This window comes from Paenibacillus sp. DP01 (assembly GCF_044784315.1).
Classification (GTDB): Bacteria; Bacillota; Bacilli; order Paenibacillales; family Paenibacillaceae; genus Paenibacillus; species Paenibacillus polymyxa.
In genome coordinates, this window is the sequence record NZ_CP173059.1 from 1,627,310 (window position 1) to 1,641,763 (window position 14,454).

General features: G+C 45.7%; 18 protein-coding genes. 17 read left to right on the forward strand and 1 reads right to left on the reverse strand.

What is annotated here, in order from left to right; translation table 11 throughout:
- Nucleotides 1-83: 83 nt before the first annotated feature.
- From ACH59B_RS07005 to ACH59B_RS07085, 17 genes are all read left to right on the forward strand, one after another.
- Nucleotides 84-443 carry a FlxA-like family protein gene (locus ACH59B_RS07005; protein ID WP_090887917.1) on the forward strand — a complete coding sequence of 120 codons (360 nt, stop codon included), beginning with the start codon at nt 84-86 and terminating at the stop codon, nt 441-443.
- A 233-nt stretch (nt 444-676) separates the two neighbouring features.
- Nucleotides 677-1,105, forward strand: a complete 429-nt coding sequence (locus ACH59B_RS07010; protein ID WP_151255275.1) for a GNAT family N-acetyltransferase — start codon at nt 677-679, stop codon at nt 1,103-1,105.
- 11 nt (nt 1,106-1,116) lie between these two features.
- Nucleotides 1,117-1,578: a hypothetical protein gene (locus tag ACH59B_RS07015; RefSeq protein ID WP_044785840.1), complete on the forward strand. Its 462-nt coding sequence runs from the start codon at nt 1,117-1,119 to the stop codon at nt 1,576-1,578.
- An 88-nt stretch (nt 1,579-1,666) separates the two neighbouring features.
- On the forward strand, nt 1,667-2,158 hold the full coding sequence (locus ACH59B_RS07020; RefSeq protein WP_404303525.1) for an 8-oxo-dGTP diphosphatase: 492 nt from the start codon (nt 1,667-1,669) through the stop codon (nt 2,156-2,158).
- A 57-nt stretch (nt 2,159-2,215) separates the two neighbouring features.
- Nucleotides 2,216-2,737, forward strand: a complete 522-nt coding sequence (locus ACH59B_RS07025) for a GNAT family N-acetyltransferase (RefSeq protein ID WP_123796935.1) — start codon at nt 2,216-2,218, stop codon at nt 2,735-2,737.
- A 25-nt stretch (nt 2,738-2,762) separates the two neighbouring features.
- Entirely contained in the window at nt 2,763-3,212 is a 450-nt protein-coding gene (locus ACH59B_RS07030; protein ID WP_107733959.1) for a hypothetical protein, read from the forward strand.
- Between the two features lie 24 nt (nt 3,213-3,236).
- Nucleotides 3,237-3,740, forward strand: coding sequence for a DUF1572 family protein (locus ACH59B_RS07035; RefSeq protein ID WP_123796936.1), 504 nt, complete (start codon nt 3,237-3,239; stop codon nt 3,738-3,740).
- 152 nt (nt 3,741-3,892) lie between these two features.
- Nucleotides 3,893-4,927 (forward strand): NAD(P)/FAD-dependent oxidoreductase, encoded by a 1,035-nt coding sequence (locus ACH59B_RS07040; RefSeq protein ID WP_016820622.1) that lies wholly within the window; start codon nt 3,893-3,895, stop codon nt 4,925-4,927.
- 197 nt (nt 4,928-5,124) lie between these two features.
- The gene (locus tag ACH59B_RS07045) at nt 5,125-5,853 is read left to right on the forward strand and encodes a HEAT repeat domain-containing protein (protein ID WP_404303526.1); all 729 of its coding nucleotides are present in this window, start codon (nt 5,125-5,127) and stop codon (nt 5,851-5,853) included.
- 44 nt (nt 5,854-5,897) lie between these two features.
- Nucleotides 5,898-6,581, forward strand: coding sequence for an HD domain-containing protein (locus ACH59B_RS07050; RefSeq protein WP_017426598.1), 684 nt, complete (start codon nt 5,898-5,900; stop codon nt 6,579-6,581).
- 168 nt (nt 6,582-6,749) lie between these two features.
- Entirely contained in the window at nt 6,750-7,730 is a 981-nt protein-coding gene (locus ACH59B_RS07055) for an ABC transporter substrate-binding protein (RefSeq protein ID WP_123796938.1), read from the forward strand.
- Between the two features lie 10 nt (nt 7,731-7,740).
- Entirely contained in the window at nt 7,741-8,748 is a 1,008-nt protein-coding gene (locus ACH59B_RS07060; protein WP_123796939.1) for an iron ABC transporter permease, read from the forward strand.
- Nucleotides 8,741-9,763 (forward strand): iron ABC transporter permease, encoded by a 1,023-nt coding sequence (locus tag ACH59B_RS07065; protein ID WP_123796940.1) that lies wholly within the window; start codon nt 8,741-8,743, stop codon nt 9,761-9,763. The genes ACH59B_RS07060 and ACH59B_RS07065 overlap by 8 nt, the downstream gene beginning before the upstream one ends.
- 118 nt (nt 9,764-9,881) lie before the next feature.
- Nucleotides 9,882-10,652, forward strand: coding sequence for an alpha/beta hydrolase (locus ACH59B_RS07070; RefSeq protein WP_123796980.1), 771 nt, complete (start codon nt 9,882-9,884; stop codon nt 10,650-10,652).
- Between the two features lie 230 nt (nt 10,653-10,882).
- Nucleotides 10,883-11,944 (forward strand): SPFH domain-containing protein, encoded by a 1,062-nt coding sequence (locus ACH59B_RS07075; protein WP_090887899.1) that lies wholly within the window; start codon nt 10,883-10,885, stop codon nt 11,942-11,944.
- Nucleotides 11,941-12,942 carry a sugar kinase gene (locus tag ACH59B_RS07080; protein WP_123796941.1) on the forward strand — a complete coding sequence of 334 codons (1,002 nt, stop codon included), beginning with the start codon at nt 11,941-11,943 and terminating at the stop codon, nt 12,940-12,942. The genes ACH59B_RS07075 and ACH59B_RS07080 overlap by 4 nt, the downstream gene beginning before the upstream one ends.
- Nucleotides 12,943-13,019: 77 nt before the next feature.
- On the forward strand, nt 13,020-13,199 hold the full coding sequence (locus tag ACH59B_RS07085; protein ID WP_013370039.1) for a hypothetical protein: 180 nt from the start codon (nt 13,020-13,022) through the stop codon (nt 13,197-13,199).
- Between the two features lie 75 nt (nt 13,200-13,274).
- Here ACH59B_RS07085 and ACH59B_RS07090 read toward each other — a convergent pair whose 3' ends face one another.
- Entirely contained in the window at nt 13,275-14,366 is a 1,092-nt protein-coding gene (locus tag ACH59B_RS07090) for a LuxR C-terminal-related transcriptional regulator (RefSeq protein ID WP_123796942.1), read from the reverse strand.
- Between the last annotated feature and the right edge of the window lie 88 nt (nt 14,367-14,454).

Genomic DNA, 14,454 nt, shown 5'->3' on the forward strand with positions numbered 1-14,454 from the left:
CTTTAGAGCGCAATAGCATACCTTAAAAACGCTTAGCCCACACTTGTAACTCAAACTTAGCTTTTAAAAAGGAGAATCCTTCTGTGAATATTTCAACCACATCTAGTAGCTCTATATCTATTGCCAATACTTCAACTTCATCTTCATCCAGTACCAACGATACAGCCAGTTTGGAAAAGCAAAAAGCCCAGCTTGAAGCAGAGTACAATAAGGTCCAGCAAAGCAAAGATAATAAGGATACAAAAGAAACGAAAATGAAGCAGCTTCAGCAGCAAATTAAGCAAATTGAAGCCCAGATTGCACAGCAAAGTTCTCAATCCAGCAGCACGTCAACACCAAAAATGGAAAGGTCCGCTCCAAGTAATATGGAAATGACTCGTACCAGTAGCTCGAATGGCAGTGATATTACTGGGGTTGGAAAATCACTGGATATTTCTATTTAGTCATCCTATCTCTTCTCCTGTAAGCCAGACGTTGGATAGAAAAGAAAGCAGGCTCTCTGTTACATAGGGAGCCTGCTTTTCACGTTTTAATTTAATTCAAAATGAATCATGTGACTAAACCTAAAAAAGTATTACAATAAATAACAGTGGGCAGATGGAAGGCTTTTAACTTTAGCATTTTATAGATTGTATCAGTAAGTGTCAGTATACATTCTAATTGGAGGATTTAAGCCATGACATTGGAACCTCAATGGAGTCGAAGTAGTAGGGATGAAGCTCGTTTCGTCAGAAACAAGTTGATTGAGTTTAATGCAAAACACGTCCCGGCAGATATTCAAACCCAATATGAAGAGATTAATCTCACGCTTAAAAATGGAGAAGGTCAGGTCATCGGTGGTCTTCTAAGTGTACTTTGTTGGAACTGGGTGGAGATTGATATTTTGTGGGTAGATCAGGGCCATAGAGGAAAGGGATACGGTTCGCAATTACTTAGTGAAATTGAACAAATCGCTGGAGATAAAGGATGTACTTTGATACAACTGAATACCTTTTCTTTTCAAGCACCTGAATTCTATGAAAAGCAGGGGTATGAAGTAGTCGGTGTCATTGATGAGGCTCCTAGAGGCTTTAAACATTATTATTATAAGAAAAATATCTACTGAGGACTTCATAAATGCGCGTACAGATTAAGGAAGTAAATCAAGATGAAAAGATTATCATTCGTAATATTGGCGAGGAAAAGATATACGGCTACTGGACATATTTTCGGCATGAACTGACCTCGGGATATGCGTATGTTGTTCCGTATGAACAAAGCTTGGAAAAGTTAATTCCCGGCTGTGTCATTTCGGTCGAGACTTCTCCATCCAGTATAGAAGGGTTCAGAAGACTGAGGCCTACGGAAAAGACAGGCATTGTTCAACCTCAACCCAAGCTAGGTGACTATTGGATTCAAGGGATGATACAACAAGTGATACAAGGCGAAGCAGGCGGGATAGACTGTTTGGAGATTGTTGTAGGAGAGGCTACGTTTGTTTTGGATTCTGACGAATTGAATGGTGATATCCACGTTAAAGCGGGTGACGGTGTCGCCTTTGAAATCATAGGTCTACAGTTGTTTGACGAGGGACTGTAATCGTTCTATGGTGAATACCATATTCAACCAAGATATGTCGGTGAGAAAGTTAAAAGCTAGATCATAGAGAATGTGAATAAAGAAAGGTATGATCGGATTGAGTACAGAAGTGACACACAAAATATATACCATGTGCATGATTCAAGATGGAAACAAGGTATTGCTAGTGAACAGACCCAATCGAAAGGGGTTTCCGGGTTATATTGCTCCAGGAGGAAAAGTAGAGTTCCCAGAGAGCATTGTGAATGGAGCCATTCGCGAAGTAAAAGAGGAAACAGGCTTAACGGTTACGGAAATTGTATTTAAAGGAATCGATGAATATTGCGATCCAAGGCAAGGGCTGAGATATATGGTCTTTAATTATTTGGCTACAGCAACGGAAGGTGAGCTATTAAAAAATCCTCCTGAGGGAGAACTACTGTGGGTAGATATGAAGGAAGCACTGAATTTGCCGATGCAGGATTGGTTTAAGCGGAGGTTCCCATTGTTTTTCGAGCCAGGGACGTTTGAGGTTAGCTCCGTGTGGCTGGCGGATACGGATGAAACATTGGAAGCAACGATGAAGAACTATGGGGTGTAGAGATGACGAGACCATTAGTAGATACATGGAGTGCTTAATGAGGGGGCGGTGAGTAGGATGCAGGCCATCAGATTGGTTGAGCCGGATCGGCGCTGGAAGGATGCTTATCTTTCATTTTATGAGGAATGGGAAAAAAACCAGGAGCATATGGTGCCTTGGGTGATTTCTATAGAACCGTATGATTTTGAAGGTATGCTGACGCTTTTAAGTCACCAGAAAAATGGAATTGGCTTGTCTGAAGGCTGGGTTAAAAGTTCGACCTACTGGCTGGTGGATGCAGATGATCAGGTCGTCGGAGCAGTGAATATCCGTCATGATCTTAATGAGCATCTGTTAAACGCTGGCGGTCATATCGGTTATGGTATCCGTCCTTCTGCACGAGGGAACAGGTACGCTGTGACTATGCTGGCCTTAGCATTGGGGAAAGCAAAAGAGTTGGGTATTTCCAAAGCCCTCGTCGTATGCGACTCCGATAATATCAGTTCCAAAAGAACGATTCTGCGAAACGGCGGAATACCGGACAAGGATTACATAGAGGAAGATGGCAACTGTGTAAACCGGTTTTGGATCGAGCTGTAAGTGAGGGAGGGGAACTCAAAAACTCATGAAAATATGGCCTGAATATGCGCAAAATATCATTGTCGGTGTCATGTTTCAGGGACAATGGAATTGGTATGTGACGGAAAGAGAGTATTGGTTTTTGAATACCGAGATGGAGGAACGGTTTGGCATCGCTATTTTGGATGAGACCACAGCCGGAGCATTTTTGGAACACATCTGTGAATATAAGGTGGCTGCGGGAGAACTCACTACAATGCTCCAAATGCTAGATGAAGCAATCCAGCATAAGGATGAAGTGTTGGAATTCTGTCCTGCTTTGTATGTTGATTTTGACCAGAAAGTTCTCTACTCCCTATTTCCAGAGCCAGCTTCTTTCGAACACTATGTCCCGGTGGGGTGGAAAGGGGAATATCTGAACTTTTTGGAAGAGGTCCCTCCTGCTGAACGATATTGGATGATCCACGGAAGTGACTTTTTCAAAAAATACACCTGAAAAGATAAAGGAGGAAATGAACATATGAATTCTTCCATGCATGAATTTAAGATCATATCCAAGCACAGAATGTACGATCAATACTTGGTTAAGCTGCGGGCATGCATCCAGCTTTTGGATGAAACCATGTTATGGGGCACTGGTGAAGCGGAACAGAACAGTATTGGAGGAATTGTCCATCATATAATGGTGCATGTGCGTAGAAATGCAGTCAAACTCATGGATTCGACGATTACATACAAGCAAGGTATGGAGGATAGCTTCAAGCCTTCAGTGCAAAACAAAGAACAGCTTATGGAGGAAGTTGAAGATGCTTTTTCTTCCTTCTGTGCAGCATTGGACAACACAGGCGATATAAATATGTATGACGTTTACCATGTGGTGGAGCATACGGCTTATCATCTGGGTCAGATCATAGATCGAGTTCAGAGGCTGGCAGGTCACCGTTTTCAATTTGTACAGACTGGGCTGAATGAAAAAGCATTGCGTGCAATAGTGCAGCAATCCCTGCCTAATCCACAAGGTTAACGAAAGCAGTAGCCAAATAACTGTATAAACGTAGTTCCAAAGTCACTAATACCTCTGTCACAGATATGTTTTTATTTCTTAATTGATATTGATAATTATTATCACTTATAATAGAAGCAGACATAATACGCTATGATAGGGAGAGTTGCAGAGTGACAGAGTCCTTGGAATTATATGATGTAACGATCATCGGCGGCGGTCCTGCCGGTATGTATACTGCGTTTTACAGTGGCATGAGAGATATGAAAACCAAGCTGATCGAAGCCAAGCATGAGCTAGGCGGACGGATGCGCATATACCCGGAGAAGATGATATGGGATGTTGGAGGGGTAACTCCGATTTTATGTGAAAAGCTGATTGACCAGCTGGAGCAGCAGGCACGAACGTTCGAGCCTACCATTGTATTGGGACAACAGATTACAGGTATGGATCGGCAAGAAGATGGTACGTTCCTGCTGACTTCTGCCACAGGGGAACAGCATTGGACGCGTACGATCGTTCTGGCTGTAGGTTATGGTATTCTCAAAATGGCTAAGCTGGAGATTGAAGGCGCTGACCGTTACGAGGTTACAAACCTGCACTATACCGTACAAGAGCTGGAGCCGTTCCGAGATAAGCATGTCCTGATTTCCGGTGGAGGCAACTCGGCGGTAGATTGGGCGAATGAGCTGGAATCTATTGCGGCGAGTGTGACAGTTGTACATCGTCGGGATCATTTTGGCGGACATGAGAAAAATGTAGCCCGTATGAAGTCCTCTTCGGTCCGTGTTCTCACACCTTATGCGGTAAGTCAGTTACATAGCAACAACGGAGAAACGATTGAGCAGGTGACGATCAATCATGTAGATACGGGCGAAATAGAGATGCTGAATGTTGATGCAGTTATCGTAAATCATGGCCTAAAATCCGATTTCGGCCCCCTGCGAGATTGGGGACTGGATATGGGAGAGTGGCATGCCCGCGTGAGCGACAAGCTGGAAACGAATCTACCGGGGATTTTTGCTGCAGGCGATTTTGTCGAGTATGGAAGCAAGCTGTATCTGATTGCAGGTACGTTCACAGATGCTGCTCTTGCCCTCAACAGCGCCAAGTTGTACATTGATCCGACAGCTGATAAAGCCGCATATGTATCTTCTCACAACAGCCGCTTCAAGGAAAAAAACCGCGAGCTGGGTGTCGTGGAATAAAATAAGGGAATCAGTTTAATAAAGAACTTCCGTTAACTACAGCTGATGTGGTTAAGGGGGTTCTTTTTTTTGCATAGTTACGGACTTGTCGACCTAAGGTTGGATACCATACACATATAGAATAAAATGGAGATAGCCTGTCCTTTTCAGGGATTAGATAATAGATTTGGAGTAGAAAAGATTAGGAGTGTGGAAAAATGAGCTTACAAGAGGTGCTTGAACGCCAAGCGATTGATCTACCTGACGATACGCTGGAAGCTTTACTAATCCATAGCAAGAAGCAGGAAGGGCGGCAGGTTCAGCTACGATTGCTAAATGAACAGGAGCTTGCCGAGAGTATCGAGTGGATGACGCAGATCAAGGTGTTCAAACATATCGTCCCGCTATGGACCGATGATCATTCTAATTATGTAGGTCTATATGTAGAGGGGCCACTAGCATATAAATTATGTTACATCAATCACGAGGAAACAGATTTGTCACCGAGGTACCGAAGTACAGCTTCGCTGATTGCAGAGTTGGAGCAAAACCCAGAGCTGGATTGGGAACAGCTGCGTCAGGATTACCCGTCTGACAACGACATAAGCACCGAACAACTAGCAGAAGATATTCGCTGTATGCATGAATTGCAGGCTATACTGGAAAAGGATTCATCAATGGAGGATGATGTGAGGTGCCAGCTTCTTTACAGCTTAATGGCGATTACACCTGTTAGTGAGGCGGATTCATTGCTTCCTTATGTGGATGATGAAGATATGTATGTACAGGAACGTGCATGTATTCTATTGGGATATCATGGGTATGAACCCGCGACCGAATTGTTAAAAGAAGTGATGAAGCATGGTAGCCCTAATGGGAAGCTAGCAGCCCGTAAGGCGCTCTCGATGATTCGCGCTAAGCAAATGGACAAGCATATAAAAAAATAAACCAACCTCACATAGCAAATATGGACGGGATTGAAAGGTGACTTATGAAGAGACGAACAGAGCAGCAGGAAGCGATGATGGAAGATATTATTCAAAAGGCAGAGCCGTATGTGCAGCAGCAGTTGGAGCATGACCACAGTGGTCATGATTGGTGGCATATTGACCGGGTGAGGAAGCTGTCTGTTGAAATTGCTGCAAAAGAAGGTGCAGATCCGTTCGTGTGCGAGCTGTCAGCACTGCTGCATGATGTAGCGGATGAAAAATTAAATGAATCCAAACAAGCGGGGCTGGATAAAGTTGAGCAGTGGCTGCATCTGCATGTAAACGATGCGGATGTGATCACACACGTGATGACCATTATTGCTACAATGTCCTACAATGGTGGACAAAATCCGCCTATGGAAACGCTGGAAGGTCAGGTTGTACAGGATGCAGATCGGTTGGATGCTCTGGGAGCGATTGGGATTGCAAGAACCTTTATGTATGCAGGCTCAAAAGGCAGTATCATGCACGATCCGGATCAAGACTATTCACAATATGATTATCGCGCCGCAGGTAAAAGTGCCATATATCATTTCTACGAAAAGCTGCTCAAGCTCAAGGATTTAATGAATACCCCTTATGCCCGAGAACTGGCGGAGGTTCGGCATCAATGGATGGAAATGTATTTGGAGCAGTTTTATAAAGAATGGAATGTGAATGATATCCAACAAAACAGGGAAGGCTGATGCTTCCTAATTGCAATGATTCCAGGGGGAAGAAAGCCCTCTTTTTAATAAATATTAGAAAAAATATTGCAATACGCCGATTTCTCTCCTACTATTGATAATAGTTATCAATGATAATGATAATTATTATCTGTAAATTCAAGTAGATAGAGGGGAGTCTTTCAGATTATGAAGAAGTTTGCAATATGGATGTGTACCTTATTATCGGCAAGTTTGCTGTTGACGGCATGTGGTGGAAAGGTGCAGGAGGTGGATAGCTCAGCTCAAAAGAATACCAATGCATCGACACAAACGTCTGTTTCTGACGTAGAAAGTGCCAAGACGATTACATATCTAGATAAGACTTATAAGCTGGCCAAGACGGATCATATTATTATAGCTAGTCTGGAAGCGATGGAAGATGCAGCTGTCCTGGGAGTGAAACCAACTGGGGCGGTTACTTCGGGCGGAAAATTTCCTGAGTTCATGGAAAAAGCGATGGAAGGAGCCGCAGACGTTGGTGACCGAATGCAGCCTAGCGCTGAAACGATCCTGAAACTGAAGGCAGATGTGATTCTTGGGAGTTCTAAATTTCGGCCTGCGGTGGCAGAACAGCTAGGGAAGGTCGCTCCATTGGTTCCAGTATCCCATATTTCAACGAACTGGGAAGCGAATCTATTAATGTTGGGACAGCTTACAGGCAAAGAGGCGAAGGCGAAGGAGATCCTGGACAAGTACAAGCAAGATGCGGAGGCGGCCCAACAGAAGCTCAAACCAATATGGGGAAATAAAAAGGTACTCATGGTACGGATTCGTACAGGCAATCTGTATGTATACCCTGCGGATGTATATTTCAATCCTTCGCTGTATGCTGATCTAGGAGCTAAGGTACCGGAAGAGTTAAATACAGTTAAAGCACAAGAGGCGGTTTCTCTGGAGAAATTGGCTGATATGAACCCGGATTATCTGTTCGTGCAATTCTCCGAAGGAGAGAACAAGGACCAGCCGCAGGCATTGGCAGATTTGGAGAAGAATCCGATTTGGAGCAGCATCAATGCCGTCAAGAATGGGAAAACCTTCGTCAACATTGTAGATCCCAATGCTCAAGGTGGTACTTCATGGAGCAAACTTGCCTTTTTGGAAGCGGTTATGAACCGACTTTCGCAGTAAAGGTAGGAACATGGGAAAAAAGTTGATCTCTCCTTACCTTGTAATCTTCGTCTCTCCCTTGTTTATCGTTTTAACGTTACTGCTGTCTGTGATGTACGGAGCCAAGACGATAGAATGGGAGACGGTAACTGCTACCTTTTTCCATTTTGATGCTGGAAACGTGGACCATCAGGTCGTTTTAAACTCGCGTCTGCCTAGAGCGGTCGGCTCTATATTAATCGGTGCTTTTCTCGCAATTTCAGGAGCCATTATGCAAGGAATGACGCGGAATTTCTTGGCTTCACCCTCAATTATGGGGGTGTCGGATGGGGCGGCGTTTGTGATCACCTTAATGATGATCCTTGCACCGAACTCCACTTCGATGGGCCTGATTGGAAGTTCTTTTGTGGGATCTGCTCTGGGGGTGGCTATTGTGTTCGGTTTAGCCTGGATAATTCCCGGCGGTCTTGCCCCGGTTCGTATGGCCATTTTGGGAACGATCATTGGCACGTTTTTAAGCAGCCTGTCGGCCGTTCTCTCCATTTATTTTAATGTATCGCAAAATGTAAGCTTCTGGTTTAACGCTCGTCTGCACCAAATGGACCCCGGGATGATTCAATTGGCAATTCCCTTTGCTCTTGTGGCAATTGTAGGAGCAATGCTGCTGGCCAAGCCGATAACACTACTGTCTTTGGGCGACGACGTGGCCACAGGTCTGGGACAGCGGGCATTACCAGTCAAGTTGGGGGCGATGCTCTGTGTAGCATTGCTGACAGGTGTTTCTGTTGCGCTGGCAGGGAAAATTGCTTTTGTTGGCTTGTTGATTCCGCACATTACCCGATATTTAATCGGAGTAGATTACCGTTGGGTCATTCCATGCTCTGGTTTGATCGGTGGTGTTTTTTTGGGCATGTCTGATGTGTTGAGCCGTTTTCTTAATTATCCGTTTGAAACACCTATTGGAGTGGTTACCTCGGTCATTGGCATCCCTTTCTTTCTGTACTTAATACGTAGAAAAGGAGGGGGAGAGCATGCGTAAAATCAGTGTGAAACGGCTGTGGTTCGTATTTTCAGGTGGGGCTGCACTTATTTTAGCAGCCTCCTATGTTAGTCTGACCCATGGAGAGTTCGACATGACCCTTCAGGAAGTAATTCAGACATTGTTCCGTATCCACCCTACTCCGCAGCTGGATTTGGTGATTTTTCATTTTCGGCTACCGCGTATTGTGATTGCGGCCTTGATCGGCTTAGGTCTGGGGATAGCTGGGGCGGCGGTACAGGGAGTTACACGGAATGGTTTAGCCGATCCCGGCATTTTAGGCATTAACGCAGGGGCAGGGGCAGCAATCGTCATATTTATGTTCTTTTACCAAGGACAGATGGAGACGACAGGCTGGACTGCGGCGGTGGCTATGCCCTTTTTCGGCTTGATTGGAGGTTTGGTAGCTGCGCTGCTGATCTATTTATTTGCTTGGAAAGCAGGACGTCTGGATTCGCAGCGACTGCTACTTGTAGGTATCGCGATTGGCTCTGGCTTCGGTTCCTTAAGCTTATATCTGTCGCTGAAAATGAAAGCCTCGGATTTCGAGATGGCGACAGTATGGATGTCGGGCAGTATTTGGAGTGCTGATTGGAAGCTGGTTGCTGCCGTAATTCCATGGCTTGTCATATTAATTCCTGTTATTTGGTTGAAATCGTATGTGCTGGATCTATTTCAATTACATGAACATACAGCTAAAAGTCTTGGCGTTGCGACCGAAAAGGAAAAGTCTATTCTCTTGCTGTCCAGCATTGGACTGGTGAGTGCCTGTGTGTCTGTTTCTGGAGGAATAGGCTTTGTAGGATTATTGTCTCCTCATATCGCCAGAAGGCTTGTTGGCCTTCATCATCGTTTTGTGATTCCCGTATGCGGTATGGTCGGTATGGTACTGGTGCTGTTGTCTGATTTTGTTGCCAAAACGGTGGTTGCGCCTGCGGAAATTCCCGTTGGACTGATTATTGCGGTGATCGGGGTCCCTTATTTTGTAGTCTTGCTTATGAAAAAAACGGCCTAATTTCATTCGAATTCGGGCTCTAAAGGAGGTTGTTCCCATTAAAGATCTATTTACGCAAGCTTATCATTCCAGCGATGCACATGGAGCTGTGTATGTTCCTCGCAGTCAGCATCGAGTAATGTACTCGCAGGCTGAAAACCGTGAGTATCATATTTATATTGCCATTCCTGCCGAGGAACCTCCTGTATCTGGCTATCCCGTTATTTATGTGCTGGATGCCAATTCTGTTTTTGGAACCATGGTGGAAGCGGTGCGCGTTCAGGGGAGACGACCTGACAAAACGGGGGTTGTTCCAGCTATCATTGTAGGAATAGGCTATCCAACAGAGGCTCCCTTTCATCCTTCACGATATTACGATCTTACACTGCCTGGGACGGCTGTGGAGCTTCCGGTAAAGCCAAATGAAGATGCCTCCAAAGAAAGCGGGGGCGCCGAGCATTTCTTGTCATTTATTGAAGATGAGCTTAAGCCAATGATCGAGCGTGATTTTCTTATCGACCGCAACCGACAGACGATCTTCGGGCATTCGCTTGGAGGACTGTTCGTATTGCATACCCTGTTTACAAGACCAGACTCTTTTCAGGTGTATGTGGCGGGAAGTCCGTCTATACACTGGGGAGGACAAGTTATTATGGCTGAAGAGAAGCAGTTTGTAGCTTCCATTGCGCAGAAGCATTGGAATAAAAAGCTGCTGATTGCTGTAGGGGAGTTAGAGACTGGACATTTTAGTGGCATGCAGGAAAAGGCCAGGGACTTAGCTGCGCGTTTAATGACTAGGGACGATCTAGGACTACACGTAGAGTTCCGGGAATTTGCAGACGAAGGTCATATATCTGTGTTGCCGGTCTTGGTTAGCAGAGCGGTTCGTTTTGCTGCTGATTCTATGTAAATATGCAGTTAGGTATAAAATTTTTGAAAGTGCTCTTATAAAATAAATTGCAAGAAATCTGAGGCTGTTTCCTTTAACCGAGCGTATCGGAGAGGAAGCGGCCTTTATTTTTTTTGTAAATGTCATATTGATATTATGGATTATCTATGTTATTTTATTGTTAATAACAAATTGATAATAACAATATAGAAATAACAAAAAAATACTGTAAAGAAAGCGAGGAAGCGCTGATGTTTGGATTTAATTTTGTTAAATTTCAGCCCAGTGAGTATGTCATGAAGGTGAAGAACGGGAAGGTGGTTCGAGAGGGTGTTGGGTTATCTTTTTATTACTACGCGCCGACCACCTCGGTCGTTGTCGTGCCTGTCTCTTCCATTGATGTACCGTTTATGTTTGAAGATATGACAAATGATTTCCAGGCGGTAACCGTGCAGGGGCAACTGACTTATCGGATCGTGGATTACCGCAGAACGACGCAGATTTTAAACTACACGTATGATTTGAAGGAACGACGCTACATTTCGGACGATCCAAGCAAGCTGGCCCAACGGGTGATTAACATTGCCAAGGTGCTTACCAAAAAGTATTTGGAACGTGTCCCACTCAAAGAAGCGGTTCAGTCCAGTGAACGTCTGGCCCAAAACATGACGAAGGATATTGCTCAGCATACTGAAATGGAGAAATTGGGCATTGAGGTCATGGGGCTGTCCATTTTGGCGATTTTACCCAATAAGGAGACGATGAGAGCACTGGAAGCGCAGGCGAGAGAAGAAATTCTTCGCAGTGCGGATCATGCTTTGTATGAGCGTCGTAACGCATCCATTGAGCAGGAGCGCCGTGTAAAGGAAAATGAGCTGAATACGGAAATTGCGGTGGAGACGAAAAAAAGGCAGATCCGCGAAACCCAACTGGATGCCGAGCGTTCCGTAAAGCAAAAGCAAAGTGAGATGAAGGAGGAGCAGCTGCGGTTTGACACGGCCTTGGAAGAGAAAAAGCGCGAACTGATTGAGCTGACCGTAACGAATAAAAAGGCGGAAGCCGATGCCAAGGCCTATGAGCTGACAGCGGTGATGAAATCGTTGCAGGATGTCGAGCCTAACGTACTTCAAGCTATGGCCAACATGGATATGAGCCCGGATAAGCTGATTGCGATCGCCTTTCAGGAACTCGCAGAAAATGCAGGGAAAATCGGCCAGTTGAATATTACGCCTGATCTGCTGCAAGGTCTCATGTCAGATACGGGAACAAGTGGATCAGCAGGATCGAGAGGGTCTGGAGGAAGATCACGATGAGCAGCCGAATGACTGAGCAGAAGATTATTTTGGTGAAGCGTAAAACGCGACTGGAGGAACTGATTGTTCGTTACAATACGGTGCAGCAGGCTCGCTTCTTTATGGAACGGCTGGGTGCGGATTTTAGTGATTATGTGCTGGAGGATGAAAATTACCGCAGGGCGGTGGCAACGGCGACGTCCGAGTTATCGGCCTTGGGGCGTGTCCAGATTGTGGAGCGGGAACATGTGCCGAACTTTATTTTTGGTGAGCAGGATACGGTGGTGGTACTGGGTCAGGATGGGTTGGTAGCCAACACGTTAAAATATTTGACCGAGCAGCCGCTAATCGGCGTAAATCCAGATCCATTGCGCTGGGATGGGGTATTGCTGCCGTTTACTGTATCTGATCTGCGCTGGGTGGTGCCGGATGTGTTCGTGCACAGACGGCCGATTAAGGAGGTTACGCTGGCTAAGGCCCAACTAAATGATGGCCAATCCATATATGCTGTGAACGATTTGTTCATCGGGCGCAAAACTCATGTTTCTGCGAGATATGAGCTGAGATTGGAGGATCAGGTAGAGCAGCAATCGTCCAGCGGTATTATTGTTTCTACCGGGTTGGGGGCGACAGGCTGGTTGACCAGTGTGCTGGCTGGAGCGGCCGGTATTGTCGGCAGTGCTACACGGCATCCGGTCTCGCTTACTCCAGATCACCTGGTGTCAGGTGCTGCTTTTAGTCAGGAGGGGACAGTAGAAGGAATGGGGCAGGATCATCGTGCAACCTGGAGCTCGCCCTCGCTTTATTTTACAGTGAGAGAACCATTCCCCAGTCGGACGACTGCTGCGGAGCTGGTATTTGGACAGGTGGCCGTTGAAAGACCGCTGCGAATTGCTTCGCAGATGCCGGAGAATGGAGTTATTTTTAGTGATGGAGTAGAGAGCGACTTTCTGGAGTTTAATGCTGGCATTGAGGCGACCATTGGACCGGCGGAGAAAAAAGGGCATCTGGTGGTGTAGAGGTTTGTACAGGACGGCAATGGGTAATTATGAGTAAGGTACAACCATCAGATGAAATTAAAAAAGGAGGAATCAACATGAGCGACCACACTCAAGACGAAGCGAAAATCCGCAACAAGAAGAACGAGGACGGAGATTCCTTGATGGAGAAAACGAAGCTGGACAATGGCGTGGATATCGAGCCTGAGGCTGATGAATGGATTGCGAAGCCCTCACCAGTATCATACGATGATACGAAATCCTCTTCGCAGAAATAAAACTCTTGCGTCTCAATAGAGCAGTGATGCAAAGACAGATGATCCTTAACCGGGTCATCTGTCTTTTTTACATAATTAATTGAATCTGGAATATACCTTCCATACTAGCTCACGACGGCTGCTTACCTCTGTTTTCAAGAAAATGGCTTTCAGATGATCCTGCACCGTGTAGGCCGTAATATGAAGTGCACTTGCTAGTTCCTTGGTAGAAAAGCCTTGGACAATGAGCCGGACAAGCTGTCTCTCTCGTTCAGTCCATAAGTAGATTTCAGCCATAAGCGGCAACATGTCGGTTGCTTTAGTAGGCTCAAACCATACGGCCAGTTGCTTCTCGCCCATATGCTCGCGTCCGCCTTGCAGGAGAGTGGCTCTGATCGTGACCCAAGGAGTTTCAGCGTCTGCGGCAGGGATACATAGTCTGGCTGGTGCAGTAGAAGTGGATAGCGCTCGCAAGCTTACCGCCCGAACAGAGGCCGGCAGCTTGTCCTCATGGATTCCCTCCTGCTGCCGAAGCAGCTTTAGCCACTGCTCTGCTACTATATTGGACGAGAGGGGTTCTAGTTGAGCAGAAAGCGTCAGAACACCTGGCTCAAGTTCATGTTCCATAGCCATAGCGGGGGCTGGAGATACACCGACACTGGTTTGACGCAGATGATAGGCTATGGGCGGTGCTAACGCTTCAAGCAGTTGTTGCTCTTCCGTGCTGAATACAGGCTTTCCATAGTGGCGGAACAACGTAAGAAATCCCCAGCAGCTTCCTTTGTACATAAATGGAATACGCAGCTCATCGCCGAATCCAGCGGGTTGCAAAACATCTCTAAAACGTGTACTTCGATCCGGTTGGCCTTGTGTAGACTCATGAAGCGTTGCGATGGACTGCCCTTCTCGCACCAATTGATCGTATTTCATGATATCATCGTGCAGATACTCGTATTCTAGCAGTTTGCTATGAATGTCCTCTACACCCGACTCCGTAAATGCACCCGTGGAAAGCAGCGTTCGCGGATCTACTGAGGTACAGCATGCCGCATCAAAAGAAATCTGAGTACGCAAGCGGTCGATTAGCGTGTGCTTGTATGTAGGAGATGAGGGTGATTTATTTCCCATTTCCATGATTGGTTGTTGATCATTCTTAAGCTGTGCAAATTGAGTATAATGTGCGTTCATCGTTTACTCCTATCGTGAAAGCTGGAGATTCTTAAAGTGCCTCTTCCTAAATCCCATATTTATGGGATGGTGGATATTCGTATTGTCT